Here is a 17,187-nt window from a genome sequence, read left to right as displayed (position 1 = left end):
CAAAAGCGAAAAGATAGCTTTGTGTTATTTGAAATGATGAAAAAAGCAACTGGAGAGGAGCCTGTATTATGGAGCAGTTCCATCATCGGATTTGGTAATAAACGGTATAAAAGTCCCAATACCGGCAGAGAAGTGGATTGGCTACTGATTGGTTTCTCCCCACGTAAAGCGAACCTGGCATTATACCTGTCTTTAACTATCAAAGAACTCGATTACTTACTGGAAAAGCTTGGCAAGTATAAAACAGGTGTAGGTTGCCTTTATATCAATAAGCTGGAAGATATCAACCTTGATGTACTGACTGAAATTATTGACACAGCGTTAAAACTTAAATAGTCTTTTGGTAAAAAAGAAAAAGCCTGCTGAATGAAAGCAGGCTTTTTCTTTAAGGAGGCAGCTGTGCCTAAATATCAATATTGGCGTACTTGGCATTCTTCTCAATGAATTCACGACGAGGGGGTACTTCGTCACCCATAAGCATGCTGAAGATGCGGTCGGCTTCTGAACCATTGTCGATGGTGACCTGGCGAAGGGTGCGGAATTCCGGGTTCATCGTAGTACTCCAGAGTTGTTCGGCATTCATTTCTCCAAGACCTTTATATCGTTGAATACGGATTCCTTTATCAGATCCATCCTTTGAGATTTCATTGACAATAGCCTGGCGTTGTTCTTCGGTCCAGCAATATTGTTCATTGTTTCCTTTTTTCACCAGGTAGAGAGGAGGCGTTGCGATATATACATGGCCATCTTCTATCAGTTCTTTCATATAGCGGAAAAGAAAGTAAGAATAAGGGTGGCAATATGGCTTCCATCTACATCGGCATCGGTCATGATGATGATTTTGTGATACCGGAGTTTAGCAAGATTCAGGGCTTTAGAGTCATCTTCGGTGCCGATGGAAACTCCAAGGGCAGTGAACATATTCTTTATTTCTTCGCTATCAAAAATTCTATGTGGCATCGCTTTCTCAACATTAAGGATTTTACCCCTTAATGGAAGGATTGCCTGGAATTTCCGGTCGCGTCCTTGCTTTGCGGTTCCACCTGCAGAGTCGCCCTCCACAAGATAGATTTCACAAAGAGAAGGATCACTTTCGGAGCAGTCGGCTAATTTTCCCGGGAGTCCGGATCCTGAAAGGACATTCTTCCTCTGCACCAGTTCCCTTGCTTTTCGGGCTGCATGGCGGGCTGTTGCTGCAAGTATGACTTTGTTAACAATCATTCTTGCTTCACGGGGATGTTCTTCAAGGTAATAGTTGAGCATTTCGGCAACTAGTTGGTCAACCGCGCCCATTACTTCATTATTTCCCAGTTTGGTTTTGGTTTGTCCTTCAAACTGTGGCTCCATTACTTTAACTGAAATAATGGCAGTCAGACCTTCCCTGAAATCGTCTCCTGAAATATCAAATTTGATTTTATCAAGCATTCCTGATTTTTCAGCATAGGATTTCAATGTACGTGTTAATGCCCTGCGGAAACCAGCAAGGTGGGTACCACCTTCGTGTGTGTTGATATTATTCACATAGGAGTGAATATTCTCAGAAAATGAGGTGTTATACTGCATGGCAAGTTCAACAGGGATATCATTCTTTTCCCCTTCCATATAGATGGGTTCCGGAATGAGTTTTTCCCTGGTTTCATCCAGGTACTGGATAAAATCAGTTAATCCACTTTCAGAATAAAATACTTCCTGAACGGGATCTCCATTATCATCCTTTTCACGCTCATCTGTCAGGGTGAGCCTGATCTTTTTATTCAAATAGGCAAGCTCACGAAGCCTTGAAGCAAGTATACTGAAATCGTAATTATCAGTTATGAATATGCTTGTATCCGGGAGGAAATGCACCCTGGTACCGGTTAGGTTAGTCTCACCTATCGCCCTGACTGAATAGACCGGCTTACCTTTTTCATATTCCTGTTCAAAGATTTTACCTTCCCTGTAGACTGTTACCTTGAGCTGAGTGGATAATGCATTTACACAGGATACACCCACACCATGCAAACCACCTGATACCTTATATGAACCTTTGTCAAATTTTCCACCGGCATGCAAAACGGTCATTACGACTTCCAGCGCAGATTTTTTCTCCTTCTCGTGCATATCGGTCGGTATTCCACGACCATTATCAGTAACTGAAATTGAATTGTCAGCGTGAATAATACAATCAATCCGGTTGCAATAACCTGCCAATGCCTCATCAATAGAATTGTCCACCACTTCATATACCAGATGGTGAAGTCCTCTCACTCCAACATCTCCGATATACATCGCCGGACGTTTCCTTACCGCCTCAAGACCCTCAAGTACCTGTATGTTTTCAGCTGTATAATTATTGTTCCCGTTACCATTCCCGTTTTCAAGCGGCACATTTGTCAACTCATTCATATTCAATATTTTAGCAAATATTTTTTATTGCAATGCAAAGGTAGGCATTTTGATTGATATTTCCCTGTTTTCGCTATCACCAAATAGCATATTTTATCAACAATTCTGTATTCGAGAAATTGTCGTAAGGTTCTGAAATACATATAGATAGGTTATATATCAAAGAAGACAGCCCTAGATAGGCATCCCGGAGTTGAAAATGGGAGCTCAATCGAAAATCGATCGAGGTTTCAATCAAAAACCAGGCTTACAAACGCTGAAAATGTAATTAAATGCAAGGATTGAAAAAGATGTCTTACATCACAATCATATAAGAGAACTTCAATAAAATCACATTCTTGGGATATACATGAAAGAGGTCATTCATATATACAGGAAAGTCGAAATTGCTTTCCGGTCCATAGCCTGTGCGGCCCTGTGACCAGACAAGGTAAAGAGTAGAACCGGGAACGTATTCCCAGCGGATCACCAGGTTTGACCGTAGTTCAAGGAAATTCAGATCAGGGGAATAAAAGGCATAGTCGTTGGTGCCATCCACATTTTCATCTACCATGTAGTAATTCCATCCCCCTTCACCCGAATAAAGTTTAATTTGATCGTCAGTATATGTAAGGTATCTGTCGATGAGTTTATCGGCTTTTGGATCGGTGATATACTTCAACTTATCATATTTACCTGCATATAAAAAGGGTTGACCATAATATTGGAAGGAAAGGTCCGGGGTCAGGTTCAGATTCATTCGTACAGAGAACCTGAAAATGGTTTGATCGAGGTGAGCCATGATATAGCGATTCTCTCCTGCCGGGTATGTCTGTGTTGTGACATATTGAATAACATTGTCGCTCCTGGTATAATCCGGTTCGAAAGAAAAAGAGAAATAATTCACTGGCTTAATGAAGATCCCTGCAGCAATTATGTTGCTTCTGTAGGATTTTTCGTATCCCCAATAGCGGGTATTACTCAGTTTTACAGATACTTTTTTCCGGTCATCTGTCTGTAGTAACCCTGAGAATTGTATTCCTCCTGGGACTGTCAAAGCCGGTCCACCCCATAACTCATACCGGGCAATGTTTTGTCCATCGAAATTTGAACTTAATTGTGCCGACCAATAATTTTTGAACTTGGTATAAGTGCTCAGGTTAAATCCTTTATACACGGTTTTTCCGTCAAAATCCCAGCCATACCATTGGTTCAGATTTGCAGCGATATACCGGAAGATGCTAAAGGGTTTATAATATCTATATCCAACCCATGCAAGTTGCTGAATTTCATCGGCTTGTCGCATATAACCCAGGTTGTTGAAGTCTAGACCGGGAGAGCGCCAGGTCAGCCAGGCTTTGTACTGCCAATATCCTCGCCCGGTTTTACCTACTTCAATGGTCCCTCCATGTCCCTTTAACGCTCTCATGTTGCTGTCGAGTTGGGTATGAATAAGATCGGGTCTTTGGAAGTAATGTGAAGATGAAGTCTGTAACTGGGTTATAGCGTTAGTGTCGCCATTCACTGCGCTGAGAACCCCTTTAAGAGAAAGATAATAGGTTTTGTTCTTCCAGTATTTAATGAAATCGATCCCCCCTGCATAGGCTGATCCAGGGAGAAATGACAGTTGTTTTTCTTCGGTGAAACGATTTGTTGCTGTGAAGATTCCTCCCAACTGAATATCTCCTTTCTGAAAATCTTGTTTTACCCTGCTTACAAAATAACTGCTTAAAGGGTTCAATACTCTCTTTCCTCCTGTTTCCATTCAGGTCGATGAGGGCCTTCTCATTTTGAGTGATCGATTCCAGCACTCCGATTGATAGTCCTTTATGAGTTTTACCGCTCAACTTAAATGAGCCGAGTATAGAAGTTTCTTCCGGTACTTTGGCATATTCGCCTTTTATCAGGTCAGGGGAATAATGAGGTGCGCTGCCAATCCTGCGGGAATAGAATAACTGGTTGCGGGGATCATCGCTACCTGTGAGCTTATAGTCAAAAATATTTTTCCCTTCAATGAAGAAAGGCCTTTTTTCCGGGAAATAGGATTCAAAGGCAGTCAGGTTAACAACAGATGGATCTGCTTCAACTTGACCGAAGTCAGGATTGATGGTGAAATTGAGGGTGAGATCATTTGTAACACTTACTTTTCCGTCTAATCCTGCAGTAGCCTTGTATTCATACCCTTTTGCAAATGGGTTACCTTCCTCTTTTCTGTCATAGATAGCCTTTCCCATTGTATAAGGAAGGATTTCAATGTCACGGTGTGGCAGGATTCCCTTGATCCCTGAGAGGTCGCCGAATTTACTTACCCAGCCGGTAGCATCCCTGGGTATAGGCTGCCATGAGGAATATTCCTGGTTCCTGTAAATGTAACGCAGTAGTTGTAAACCCCAGGTATGTTCATCCTTACGGGCAAACCTGAGTTGAGAAAGGGGGATGCGCATTTCAGCATTCCAGCCTTCAGCATCTGTAGTGGTTTTCACATACCAGATGGGATCCCAGGTATCATCACTACCAACATCATTGATTAGCATCACATCGAATTTAACCCCGGAGGCGGTTACCCCAAATGCAAATGCCGTGAGCTTATCTGCATAACTATCAATCTCAATGGCCACCCAATCCCCATCATTGAGGTCACGCCTTGATAACCGCTTTACGATTCCCGACGGCATAGAGTCATGGGCTTTTATCGCTATATACAGGTTGTTGTCATCATACACAATACTGAAATTGGTAGCCTGGGATGGATTCTTACCATCATAGGGGTCTCTCTGGATGAAATCGCCGGTCCAATTCGATGAGGTCCATGCTACATCATTTAGGATCCCGTCAATTTCAGGTGGAGATCCTTGTAAAGAGCTACACTGATAGTTTCGGGTCTGGGAATACACAACCCCCTGTAAACAACAGAATACCACTAGAAGTGCTATTGGCAGAGATTTAAAAATAAGCATAAAGTGATTTGGTTTGCTAGTATACTAATTCTAAGCAGGATGCGCAGCTGCCGTTATGGTTTTACCTCAAACGAAAATTGTTTTGGATTAATAGTCCTGGCAGGAATACAAGTTAAAATAGCTAAAGATCAAAGGTTGATTTACCGGTCACGATCACATTGGGTACCCGTGTAGTAACCCAATTAATAAGCAAATCTTGAGAAACCGGCACTTTATCCGGATTCCCTCAAAAGGTCATACTAAATTATAATAATTCCTGAAATTTACTAAAATATGCAGGTAAGATTCAATCATTAATTAGAATGAATAGCTTAGTCCTCCCAGCAGGTTTATGCGGTATGACGGATATTGTGCCCAGTAAAAATGCTGAGAATTAGCAATATTGTTGATATTTAACCAGAAGGAAAGTGCTTTATTGAATTTATATTCAGCTCCAATATTTATATCCACCCAACCTTTGATTTTTTCAGCATCCAGGGTACCAGGGTAGGATGCAACTTTCCCTTCCTTTGGCTTATCCGGTACCAGGGCATAAACAGGCCCATTAAGCGTGGTCTGAAATTTCAGGATAATCTTATCCTGCATGTTATAAAGGGTTGTAAACGACAGGTCATACTGGGGTTTATACCATGCATATTCCTGGTCTCCCAGTTTATAATAGTCATAGTAGGTCCCGCTAAGGCCAAGTTTCAGTTTCTCGGTTTTTATAAATTCGAGTTCAGCCCTTACTTTCATATAACTGATGTCATCATAGAGAAGGGTAAATGAATTTCCCAGTAAACTGATCGAATCAGTTACAAAGAATGGATTATTCTCAACAGTGTAACTTGCAATACTGGCATTAAAGTTGAAACTTCTGCTGATATTGCTGTTAAATCCACCAAATGCTTTGAATTTGTTATAAGTATAGTTTAGTGGCAGGATGGAAGAAATGTATGGATTCTGATCGCTGAGGCCTTTCAATGATACCCTTTCCATTCCTCCGTCGATTCCGGCATAAATCTGCAATGCACCTGGAATCAGGTCAAGTTTAGCCTCCAGTTGTGGATAAATATGAGCTTTGGTGATGGTGTCCATACCTACATAAAAACCAATTCCAGCTTTGAAACTATATTCCTGGTAGTAAGCCCTGATTGTAGGGTTGATGCATAGTATAGCGGTGTTGAACTTGCCCAGGGAATCCTTTTGATTCATGATATTCAGTGATGTATTGAGGCCAAGGGTCTGGTCTTTATCCCACTTAAACAGGTCATAGTTTTTATTCAATTCTGACTTTATGTGATAATTGTTTTCTTTGGCTTTGTACTTATCAGTTAAATGATAATATGAAAAACCAAAAGCATGATTCAATCTGTTATCGCTCTTGTATCGGCTCGATATTGACAGGTCAGTTCCTGCAATAAGATACCTTTGTTTGATATCATCCTTACTTATTGAAACTCCCGGGAAATCATCAGGTTTAAATCCATAAAGGTGAAGACCTTCTCTCTGGAAGAATAAATTACCAGCCAGGGTGTGATTTTCCAGGTATCTCTCACCATATAATTCAGCCAGCTGCGATGAGTTCGTGGTAGGAGCATAATCCTTAATTGCGCCGGTAGATGAGATATGACGGGCATGAAATCCCAAAAGGTGCGTTTTGGAACGGAGTGAACTGGCAAATAATTCTCCATAAATGGTGGAATAATTACCGAGTCCGGCTTTCAGATAATTCCTGTAAATTTTTGAAAGAGGCTCGGCTACAAGTTTTACTGCGGGTAGCGGCTCAATAGCAAGTTGAATTCCGGCATCCTTGGGCCTGATCACATAGGTCATAACCGGAATAGCAGTTGATGTGTCATTAACAACCGGGTTTTGGTTGATCTTGAAAGCATCAGGTATGATGGGATCGAATGTCGCAATCACTGTAATCTCCTCATTGTAAGGCTTGTTTTGAGCTTTAGCTTGCGCACTGATTAGGAATATAACCAATGGCAGGAAAAGGAGAAGTATCAGTTTATTTATTCTTTGAGTCTTCATAGGGAAGGGAAATATCTGCGGTTGATGATTATTCTTGAGGTGTTTCAGATGGAGTTGCTTCAGTTTCCTGTAAAGCATTGAGTTTTTCCCTGGCAATGAGAACGAGATCCTGGCCTTCATAATTGTCAATGATACTTTGAAGGGTCTGTCGTGCCTGGAAAATATTATCCTTTTTCACATAGATGTCAGCAAGCAGAATGAATCCTTTGGCAACCCAGTAATCATAGGATGCATAAGTATCTGAAAGGGCAAAAACTGACTTTTCCGCATCATCCAGTTTCTCATTGTCAAATTGAAGTTGGGCAATCATGTATTTTGCTTCAGCCCCCATCTCATTTTGAGAAAGTTTTACAGTTTCTTCAAATTCTTTCCTTGCCAGGTCCTGGTTTTTGAGAATGTAGGCTGAACGGGCAATGATTAGGTGTGCTTCAGTTGCGAGGTTTTCAGGTAGCTTAGTTTGTAAAAGAAGCTTCTGGGCTGATTGTATGGCAAGGCCATAGTTTGACAGGTAATAATTACATTGCATTTGCCCGGCAATAGCATCAACGGTTTGTACAGACTGATCGGCTGTTTCTTCCAGGCGAATATAATTGTCAAGTGCGGCCTGGTAATTCTTATTAAAATAATTGACTCTGGCTGCTTTCAGAGCTGCATTTCCAGTAAAACGGCTCCTGGGTTGAGAAAGTACAAAATCATAGCTTTTTAAGGCTACCTCATAATTTTTGAGCCTGTATTCACACTCAGCTTTGTAAAAATGAGCTTCAATAATGAAATTGCCTTCCGGAAACCTGGAGATATACTTGGTAAAACCTGCAATGGCTTTGTCGCAATCCCCATTCATATATTGGTTTTCGGAAGCAGTATATGAAAGTGAATCTTGTTCAGATTTTGATACATCTCCCATAGGTATCTGCTTAGAGAATTCCATAAATTCATCTACTTCATTCATTTCCACATAGATACTCTTGATGCTCGCAAGCGCTTCCCTTGCTTCTGAGGTTCCTGGATATTCCTTAACCACGCGTTGCAAAGTGGTTAAAGCTTCCTGGTTTTTATTCTGGTTGAAAAAGATCAAACCTGTTTTTAATAAGGATTTCTTGACATAGACGCTTTTGGGATGCTCCCGGACCACTTTCTGGAAATACGAAATAGCTTCAATATCTCTGTTCTGTATCGTCAAACTGGTGCCTAACTCATACATCGCCTCATCAGTATAAGTCGATTTCTTATAATCATTCAGTAATTTAAGCAGGTAAACATTTTTCTGTGAAAGATCCCCCTGTACTCCATATGCAATAGCAGTCTGGAAAAGGGCGTAATCAGCATCAGGTACAGCGGAAAGAGTGGCCTTTTTATAGAAATCCATCGCCTCGGCATAATCCTTTGTCATGAAATAGCAATCACCCAAACGAAGATAGGCATCACCGGTGATCTTGAGGTCGGAGGATTTCCCTGCAAGAAATTTCCTGAAGTTCGTTGCCGCTTTTGAATAGTCCTTTGTTTTGAAATAGCAATACCCAATATTATAATTGGCTGTATTAAAATAGGATTGACTTATCGCACCGGGAGTTACCAGGAATTTATTATAGGCAGTCAGGGCCTTATTCCATTGAGCGGTTCTGTAATAGGATTCAGCCGTCCAATAAACGGATGCTGATTTGATGGAATTATCTGCACCACTTTGCTGGACTTCCTTAAACAGTGTAATTGCATCGTCGAAACTTCCTTCATTAAATAACTCTATGCCCCGGTAATAGGAAATTCGCTGATAAGCGGCATCCAGCCTCGCATTTCTCTTACTGATCTTCTGGATGGATGCCTGGGCATTCTTATAGTTTTTAGTAAGCATATAAAGATCAGCAAGATATCCGTATGCTTCATCTTTCCTTAATGAGTTAGGATACTCATTTATATACTGTTGTAAAGCATTAACAGCCTCATTATAAGGATTGTAGGATAATTCTATTGCCAGTTTCGCATAATTGAAAAGGGCGTCTTCGGCAAGTAACGGATCATGTTTGATTTTGCTTGCAGAACTAAATGAATTGAAGGCATATCTCTTCTGCCCGGTTTTTAAGTAACAGTCTCCCAGGTGATAGAATGCATTCTGTGACAACGAATCCTGGTTTATAGCAACGAGTTGAAATTGTTTGATGGCCTGGTTGTAATCAGCTGTTAGATAATAAGAGAAACCCAGTTCATAATAATCGGCCCGTGTCACTGATTTTGGGTTACTCAAAAGGTAACGGTTAAAATACTTGATAGCATCTTTATATTGACCTTGATGGAAATAGGCATCTGCCGTCAATCGGGCAATTTCAGCTGTTTTTTTATCATTTGGCCCCTCCAGCAAAGGGAGTGCTTTTGCCAGTACCTCTTCAAATTTCCCCTGCATTGAGTAAATCTGGACGATGTAATAATTTACCACATCGCGAAAAGTATCATCATTTGCGATCTTTTCGAAATGCTGCAATGCTGTTTCATAGTTCTTTTCCTGGTAACAGATATGGGCATAGTAATAGGTAGCAGGAACGGAGAACCGATTGGGCTTATCTTTAACCAGGGCAAAATTTTCCCTTGCTTTAGCCAGGTTATCCAGTTTAAGATAGCTGTACCCGGTTTTGAAAAAGTACTCCATCAGCTGTTCATTGCTGAGTTCATAAATATCCAGTTCGAGAAAGGTATCTAAGGTTTTTCGATAATCCTTTGCCAGGAAATATTGTTTCCCAAGTTCAAAATATGCTGAGTTTACCTGGGCATTCTGGGGGTAGACGTCGATAAATTTTTCTAGTCTTTGTGTTGCATCCGGATGGAACAGGTTAGCAGCGCATAGTGCTCCATAGTAGGCTGCCCCAGCCCTGAGATTGGATGTTTCTCCACTGGCCAGTTTATCAAAGATTGCCAGTGCAGATCCATATTTCCCTTTATTGTAGAGATCCAGCGCGCTTTCATAGTCAGCACGGGGATTATCATACGCCTTTGTTTTTTGGGCAAAAGAAGCGGATGAAATGATAAGAAGAAGTACCGAAAAGATAATGTTACGAATATTCATGGGATGTTTCTGAAAACCAGTTTAAAGGTAAAGCAATTGCTATTTTCTAAATATCAACCACGTAGCCATTTATCAACAGCAGGGATTTAACAACTTCAGCGAGAAAAAAGTGTAAAAAGTATCCGATAGGATGAAGATCTGTTTGGGTAATTAGACCTAAAACGTCTAAAATTTCAAGTTAGTATCTTTTTCTGATAAACCGGCTGGTATTTTAATCTTAGACTTGAGCATTAAAAGTTTCAAATCACAGGAATAATAATCACAATACCTCAGTTTAAAATATGTATTTTCCTGGAATCCAGAACTTTGTTGTGTTCAGAGATCCTGAGGATGTAGGTGCCTGCCGGAAGATGCCCGGTATCAAGATATTCCCTGTCCAGATCCATGGTTTTATGAAAATGAGCTACAGATTGTCCTGAAACATTGAATAATTGAACATCCAATGGCCTTGGTTTATCAAATTTTGTATCAATAATTAGTTGCCGGGTATTTGGATCTGCATAGATGCGATAATCCTCGCCAAATGTGATTCCTTCAATGCTCACAGTACCATAGATAAAGCTTAGATTATCGACCCACATTTTTGAACCTGTATGCACCACCGGATCATTCACATTGGTACACAGAAACAAAATGCTCATTGTATCAGGGGCTTCCCAAATGTCATAGGCAATAGGTAATTGAAAATGTGTCCACGATGAAATGGTTCCGGATATCGTATCCGCTGCATAACCGATAGTGTCCCTGCTACCATTATTCCATCGGGTAAGAGCAAAACCAAAAAAGCTTGTATCTATCCCTGAAGGCTGGTATTTTATGTATCCTGCCAATTGCTGAGGCATTCCATTAAAAGGGTAACCACCTGAAATATTCACGGTTTGCATTAATACATCGATGGAAATCTCACTTAGCGTGAGTACCCCAGGCAACGGTTACCGGTCCCACAAGAAATATATTTTTTGTTACTACCTCAATTCGGGCTGAAAACTGACCTGACTGAGGATTTGAAGTCTCTTTGTTTACAACATTAAACTGAGTCCCCAGTATGTTTTGATTGGTTGTATACCAATTGACTGGTTCACCATTCGACCAGTTTTCAAAACTTGCATTAGGAATATCCTGTGCATAGGATTTTAAAATGAACAGTGAAAATAATAAGGTTAACAGGTATATATTGAAGGTTCGTAACATGGCAATTATTTTTACAAAAGTAGGAAATATGTGGTTTGAGCTTGATTGTGTATACAATCCATTGCTATTACCATTAACAATTAATAAAAGTTCTGGTTTGCCCGGATATCCAATCCTGTTAAAGATTTATACGGTGCAACTTCTCAAATTACTATAAAGCAAAAACCCCCTTTCGGGGGGCAATAACCTTGTAAGCGGGATTCTGTTCTTTCCATCAATCGACAGAAAGCTTCTATCATTTATCTGGGACCTGCATCACTACAGGCCTCTAACGGTCTACCCCCCGGGTGTCGGACGGGCAGTCCTTGCCCCGTCACTAGTGACGGGATACCCGGTATATTTGACCTTTCAACCCATAAGGTTTTCCCTACCGGCTTGTCACCAAACCAGTGCGTGAGCTCTTACCTCACGGTTTCACCCTTATCCTGTCACAAGTGACGGGACGGTTTATTTTCTGTGGTACTATCTGTCATCACGGTGTTCAGCCGCAATGCCTTCCCGTTAGGAAGTATGGTGCCCTGTGTTGTCCCGACTTTCCTCCACGCCCTTTTAGGACGAGGCGATAGAACGGGTTATTGCCTTGCAAAGGTAATCCTTTTCAGGGTCCGATTTTACTGAGAACTGAGCAGGGACTATTCTTTATATTCAGGGAAGCGGACCATATAGATTGTTGTTCCAAGTCCTATACATAACACAATCACTTTTGCCCACCAATAAGGCATGAAAAAAATCACAGATGAAAGCAGCACTATCCACATGGAGACCAATGCTATCACTTTATTCTTCCTTTTCATTGCCTTTCGCTCATAAAAATCACGCACCATGGGGCCAAAGATTCTATGATTATATAAATACTGATGAAACTTCTCCGAACTCTTCCCGAAAAGGTAAGCTGCCAGTAACACAAAGGGTGTGGTAGGCAATACCGGCAGAAATATACCTATAATGCCCAGGGCTAATGACAGAAAGCCAAGGATGAGTAAGACCAGTTTAATCATATTCAGGTTCCCCAGTAGGAAGTTGCAGTTTCAGGCCGGATTACATATTCTGGTGAAGGATAATTTCAATGGCTCCATTCCCGTATTTGGCATAGGAAGCATTTTTAAATTCTATATCCCCGTAATCTTTTACTTTATCCACCAGGGCTTGTTTCAGAGTACCATTACCAACCCCATGAATAAATACAATTCTTGAGTAGTTATTTGCCAGAGCACTTTCAAGCATTCTTTCAAATGTTCCGATCTGAATCGTCAGGATTTCCCTGGGCGATAAATTATTGTATTTCTCTCTTAGCGCAGATATATGTAAATCGACTTCTGCTTCGCGATGTGCGATATTATGTTTGTCGATAATAGCTTCCACTTTGAACTGACGGGCAGTTTCGGGCAGATTTTCCTTTCCTTCTTTCTCCTGCAAAACATGTTCGAAGGTAGAAGGTAGTCGGTTCAATTCACAGATGGTATATAATAGTGCCTTTTTTTCACTAAGCATACTACATTCCTTGTAACTATGATCATTGAAGAAAGCTGATCCTTTGATCCTGTATGTTGTACTCACAGGCATCAGGATTCTGTCACTCTCATCAGGATGTAACAATACCTGGATGATTCCGCTTGACCACTGATTAATATCTTCTCTCACTATGCTTTCAAGGATGAGCTTGGAGCCTTGTGGAACAGATCCGTAATCAATTCCTGAGAACCTGTTATTTTCATCCTTCAGAAAGAAACTATACAGTATATCATAATTGGTATTGTTAATCAGGTAGATATCCAGCTTACCGGTCATGATCCATTGTTGGTTCTGAGGGGTGAATGCAAGGTAAACTCCACTTGGAAAAGTATTCTGCAGGCCTGTGACGTGGATCTTGCTGATACGGTCACTTTCATCAGGAATGATCTCTTCCTGCGCAACAACTGACGGTGTTTGAATTTCATCTTTCCTGGTGAACATTTTGTCATTCACGCCCGAAGGTTCAATAATTACCAACTCACTTGTTAATGTTGGGATTTCGAAACCATCTTCTATGGCAACAGAAACCATAAAGCTATTGATAATCTTGGCGACGGTACCTCCACCTTTCGTATTGAGAAATCTTACCCTGTCACCTGGTTTAAAATTCATAGGTTAAGTTTTATTTGAATGTATTGTGATGATTGAATTAACAGATAAAATACTTTTTTGTGCAAAGGTAGGTTATTATCATGAACCCTTTTTTTAGGGATGAAGCCTCATTACTGAATTAACCTAACTTTGTATTTGCAGATTGTTTAATATGAAACTCATCAGGTGCCTTTGGCAATTCAGTTTACTTTTACTGGTGACACCGGTTTTTTTCTCTTTGTCGTCTTGTGGCGAAAAGGATCAGCCAGCTAAAATTTCTATCCGTTTCGAGCATTTTGTTGCAGATAAGCCATTAAAAAAGGATAGTCTGGGGTATATCAATGCCGCTGGAAATCGCTATGAAGTGAATGAACTGCAATACTTTATATCGGAATTTACTTTGTGGAAATCTGGTCAGATGTATAAGCCTGATATGGGAAATGGCATTCATTATGTAGATATCGATCTGCCATCAACCCTGGAATGGAATCCTGAATCAGAGCTACCTGCAGGAAAGTATGATTCTGTTACCATGGTCTTTGGGTTGAATGAAGCAATCAATCAAACGGGTCTGTTTGTCAATCCGCCGGAAAGAGACATGTTTTGGCCGGATATGATGGGAGGGGGATATCATTATATGAAAATGAATGGAAAATGGATCTCTGAAAGTCAACTCCTGGAACCATTTAACCTGCACCTTGGAATCGGAATGATAGAGGATCCCTTTGGGAATGAACAATTCATCCAGAATTTTTTCAAGATTTCGCTTCCCCTGGAGGATTGTTACCTGGATGGTAATCAACTTTATAGTCTTTTTGTCTTTCGAATGGATTTAAATTCCTGGTTCGAAACGCCTCATACCTGGAATTGGGATGAAACCGGGGGGCAAATCATGCAAAATCAGGATGCAATGCAAAGGGCTGCCCAGAATGGGGCTGATGTTTTCAAGGTAATCTTCGAATCAGCAAAACCGAAATAGCGCTTAGAAATACTAAACCATGAGAATAGCGAAGAACAAGGTTTGCATTTCCGGGGTTATTGCTGCTTCCCTTCTGACTGTAGCTCTATTTATGGCTTCATGCAGGGAGCCTGATCCTGCTTATGAACCTACTCCATACACTATCGAGATACCTGATTACTTCCCGACACGCCTTAATATTCCTTCAAACAATCCAATGACAGTGGAAGGGATAGCATTGGGCAGGTATTTGTTTTATGATGGAAGGCTTTCAGGCAGGAACCATCCTGACAGCCTGATGTCATGCGGTACCTGTCACATACAGCAGAATGCTTTCGAATGTGGGATCAATCACCCAAAGTTTATAGGAGGACATACTTTTGGGGTTACCGGAATTCCAACACCTCATGTCATGATGCCATTGATAAACCTGGTGTGGAATGAAAATGGATATTTCTGGTCCGGACTGATAAGTAATTCCAACCCAGATCTCCATCGCAGAAATATTGAAGACATTGTCTACATGGGAGTTGTTGCCCCTCATGAAATGGCGGCCGACACCAGCCAGGTAAAAGCTATGATACAGGGAATTCCAGGATACCCGGAATTATTCGAAAAAGCTTTTGGTAGCAGGGAGGTAACTTTTACCAATATTTCGAAGGCTATTGCCCAGTTTATCAGGACGCTGAATTCCTCTGATTCAAAATTCGATAAGTATATGAGAGGTGAAGCAAGCCTTACAGTGAATGAACTTAGTGGCTTCGTGCTTTTTATGACTGAAGACGGGGCAGATTGCTTTCATTGTCACGGGGGTGATGGGAATCCGCTTTTCACTTCCAACCTCTTCTACAATAATGGGAAAGATTCTGTATTTGATGACAACCGCGACAGGTTTTCTGTTACCGGCGATCCTTCTGATAAAGGGGCTTATAAAGCACCTACACTTCGGAATATTGAGCTTACCGCTCCTTATATGCACGATGGAAGATATAAAACCCTGGAAGAAGTAATTGATTTTTATTCACATCATATTGTAGCCTCTCCATTTGTCCACCCACTGATGCATCACGTGAATGATGGAGGAATACAATTACTTCCATCTGAAAAATCAGACCTGATCGCTTTTATAAAAACCTTAAGAGATGATGATTTCCTGACAAATCCCTCTTTCTCAAAGCCGGCTTTCTTCCCTGATGGAACTACACAGAAGTAATGGCTAAAGCTTTTTAGGGATATTGCTCAGAAGTTCAAAATCCACAGTAAAACCAAGATAGAAATTGGTTTTCCACTCTTTCACCGTGATGTTTGAGATACTATAACCGACAGGAAGCGGGTCTCCTTCAGCAAACCCGGTTTTCAGCTGCTGATATTCTGCTATGTTTGCTCCAAGATTTACATGGAAAAAGTCGAATACCTTGAAGCTGGGGCCGATGTAAAAGTTTTTGAAAAGATTCTGCCCGCCAAAACCAACAAATAACCCGGCATCATAAGTGAACTTACTGTCTTCTTTGGTGAGATCATATAAAGAAAGACTAATCCCTGTTATATAATCAAAATCCATTTTGCCGGCATTTTTGTTGCTGATCACATACACATTGGTTGAAATGGCACTTTCAGGAGCAAGTTGCCAATCGGGTGTACGGTAAGTCTTGAGCCCAACCCCCTGAATAAACCGGATTTTTTTCTTCTTATTGGAGGCTGCAGCTTGTCGGGCCATAATATCATTATACTGGCTTTCAATAATTTTAAGCCGTTCAGATACCTTAATATAATCCAGTTCTTTCTGGTTTAAAGCCCGCGCCAATGAATCTATGATCTGTAATGAATGGTCCTTTTCTTTATAAAAGCTACTCAACTCATTAGTCTTCTCTTTAATGATCAAATCCTTTTCTTCAATAGACTTCTTTAAGTAAGCGATTTCTTTGTCCTTTCCCTCCAGTTTTGTGCTGTGAACATCCAGTTTCCCTTCCAGTTTCACTTTGCTGATCTCTGAATCACTTTTAATTTCTTTGAGCTCCAATTCTGTTTTGGCCAGCTTGAATTCCTTGTCGCGTAATACCTGGCTCTGGTTTTCGAGTGCTGAATTCAATTTCAGGATTTCCTGCTTATTTGAAAGTAAATTCCTCTGTAAACCAATAATCTGAATGGTAAGACTATCCACTGCACTTTTCGAATCCACTGATTTTTGATTGAACTCATTCATCGTTTCTGTTAGGGAATCAATCTGCATCCTTAGCAGGTAATTTCTTGTATTAAGTCCTTTTATGATACTTTCCAGACTATCAACCTGGTTAAAGAGCATGAGATTATCTTCCATCAATTTGGCTGAGAATAAGCTGTCGGAGTTATCCTCCTGGGCTATCATGCTGTTGCTGAAAACAGCTGATATCATGATAAAAATGATGATTCTCAGGCTTGAATAGCCATAGATCGATTTATTTTGCAACTTTGCCATATTCGTCATCTAACTTTGTAAAATAATTACGAAAGTTCATTTTTATTGTGCAAAGGTCGTTATTTTTAATTGAAGCCGATCTTCCCGT

General features: G+C 40.7%; 11 protein-coding genes, 1 other RNA gene and 1 pseudogene. 3 read left to right on the top strand and 10 right to left on the bottom strand.

The features are described 5' to 3' along the window. On the top strand, nucleotides 1–336 hold a 336-nt coding region (locus IPH84_16680; protein MBK7174822.1), incomplete at its 5' end, for a DUF1801 domain-containing protein. Nucleotides 337–403: 67 nt separating this feature from the next. Here IPH84_16680 and gyrB read toward each other — a convergent pair. From gyrB to IPH84_16635, 9 genes and pseudogenes are all read right to left on the bottom strand, one after another. After that, nucleotides 404–2,385 (bottom strand): annotated as a pseudogene (gene gyrB / locus IPH84_16675) (DNA topoisomerase (ATP-hydrolyzing) subunit B). A gap of 1,556 nt (nucleotides 2,386–3,941) precedes the next feature. After that, a complete protein-coding gene (locus IPH84_16670) occupies nucleotides 3,942–5,321 on the bottom strand; it encodes a carbohydrate binding family 9 domain-containing protein (GenBank protein ID MBK7174821.1) in 1,380 nt (459 codons plus the stop codon). A 297-nt stretch (nucleotides 5,322–5,618) separates the two neighbouring features. Then, complete coding sequence (locus IPH84_16665) at nucleotides 5,619–7,340, bottom strand: hypothetical protein (protein ID MBK7174820.1); 1,722 nt, start codon at nucleotides 7,338–7,340, stop codon at nucleotides 5,619–5,621. 28 nt (nucleotides 7,341–7,368) lie between these two features. Continuing rightward, complete coding sequence (locus IPH84_16660) at nucleotides 7,369–10,392, bottom strand: tetratricopeptide repeat protein (GenBank protein MBK7174819.1); 3,024 nt, start codon at nucleotides 10,390–10,392, stop codon at nucleotides 7,369–7,371. Between the two features lie 269 nt (nucleotides 10,393–10,661). Next, complete coding sequence (locus IPH84_16655; GenBank protein MBK7174818.1) at nucleotides 10,662–11,321, bottom strand: T9SS type A sorting domain-containing protein; 660 nt, start codon at nucleotides 11,319–11,321, stop codon at nucleotides 10,662–10,664. Then, nucleotides 11,296–11,583, bottom strand: a complete 288-nt coding sequence (locus tag IPH84_16650; protein ID MBK7174817.1) for a hypothetical protein — start codon at nucleotides 11,581–11,583, stop codon at nucleotides 11,296–11,298. Before IPH84_16650 ends, IPH84_16655 begins: the two co-directional genes overlap by 26 nt. A 175-nt stretch (nucleotides 11,584–11,758) precedes the next feature. Next, an RNA gene (gene rnpB / locus IPH84_16645) (RNase P RNA component class A) lies at nucleotides 11,759–12,162 on the bottom strand. 53 nt (nucleotides 12,163–12,215) lie between these two features. Beyond that, a complete protein-coding gene (locus tag IPH84_16640; GenBank protein ID MBK7174816.1) occupies nucleotides 12,216–12,581 on the bottom strand; it encodes a YbaN family protein in 366 nt (121 codons plus the stop codon). Between the two features lie 40 nt (nucleotides 12,582–12,621). After that, on the bottom strand, nucleotides 12,622–13,707 hold the full coding sequence (locus IPH84_16635) for a DUF2027 domain-containing protein (protein ID MBK7174815.1): 1,086 nt from the start codon (nucleotides 13,705–13,707) through the stop codon (nucleotides 12,622–12,624). A 151-nt stretch (nucleotides 13,708–13,858) separates the two neighbouring features. On the opposite strand from IPH84_16635, the gene IPH84_16630 reads away from it, so the two are divergent. Continuing rightward, a complete protein-coding gene (locus IPH84_16630) occupies nucleotides 13,859–14,665 on the top strand; it encodes a hypothetical protein (protein MBK7174814.1) in 807 nt (268 codons plus the stop codon). A 19-nt stretch (nucleotides 14,666–14,684) separates the two neighbouring features. Then, a complete protein-coding gene (locus tag IPH84_16625) occupies nucleotides 14,685–15,857 on the top strand; it encodes a cytochrome-c peroxidase (protein MBK7174813.1) in 1,173 nt (390 codons plus the stop codon). Nucleotides 15,858–15,860: 3 nt separating this feature from the next. Here IPH84_16625 and IPH84_16620 read toward each other — a convergent pair whose 3' ends face one another. Further along, entirely contained in the window at nucleotides 15,861–17,099 is a 1,239-nt protein-coding gene (locus IPH84_16620; protein ID MBK7174812.1) for a hypothetical protein, read from the bottom strand. Nucleotides 17,100–17,187 lie beyond the last annotated feature (88 nt).

This window comes from Bacteroidales bacterium (assembly GCA_016707785.1).
GTDB lineage: Bacteria > Bacteroidota > Bacteroidia > Bacteroidales > UBA4417 > UBA4417.
The sequence above is the reverse complement of the archived record's forward strand: the minus strand, read 5'-3'. Positions and strand labels throughout refer to the sequence as shown.

Bases quoted from the DNA above. Each gene is read 5' to 3' on its own strand.
- IPH84_16650 (MBK7174817.1), bottom strand. From the start codon at position 11,583: ATGTTACGAACCTTCAATATATACCTGTTAACCTTATTATTTTCACTG.
- IPH84_16630 (MBK7174814.1), top strand. From the start codon at position 13,859: ATGAAACTCATCAGGTGCCTTTGGCAATTCAGTTTACTTTTACTGGTG.
- IPH84_16635 (MBK7174815.1), bottom strand. From the start codon at position 13,707: ATGAATTTTAAACCAGGTGACAGGGTAAGATTTCTCAATACGAAAGGT.
- IPH84_16620 (MBK7174812.1), bottom strand. From the start codon at position 17,099: ATGGCAAAGTTGCAAAATAAATCGATCTATGGCTATTCAAGCCTGAGA.
- IPH84_16670 (MBK7174821.1), bottom strand. From the start codon at position 5,321: ATGCTTATTTTTAAATCTCTGCCAATAGCACTTCTAGTGGTATTCTGT.
- IPH84_16660 (MBK7174819.1), bottom strand. From the start codon at position 10,392: ATGAATATTCGTAACATTATCTTTTCGGTACTTCTTCTTATCATTTCA.
- IPH84_16625 (MBK7174813.1), top strand. From the start codon at position 14,685: ATGAGAATAGCGAAGAACAAGGTTTGCATTTCCGGGGTTATTGCTGCT.
- IPH84_16640 (MBK7174816.1), bottom strand. From the start codon at position 12,581: ATGATTAAACTGGTCTTACTCATCCTTGGCTTTCTGTCATTAGCCCTG.
- IPH84_16665 (MBK7174820.1), bottom strand. From the start codon at position 7,340: ATGAAGACTCAAAGAATAAATAAACTGATACTTCTCCTTTTCCTGCCA.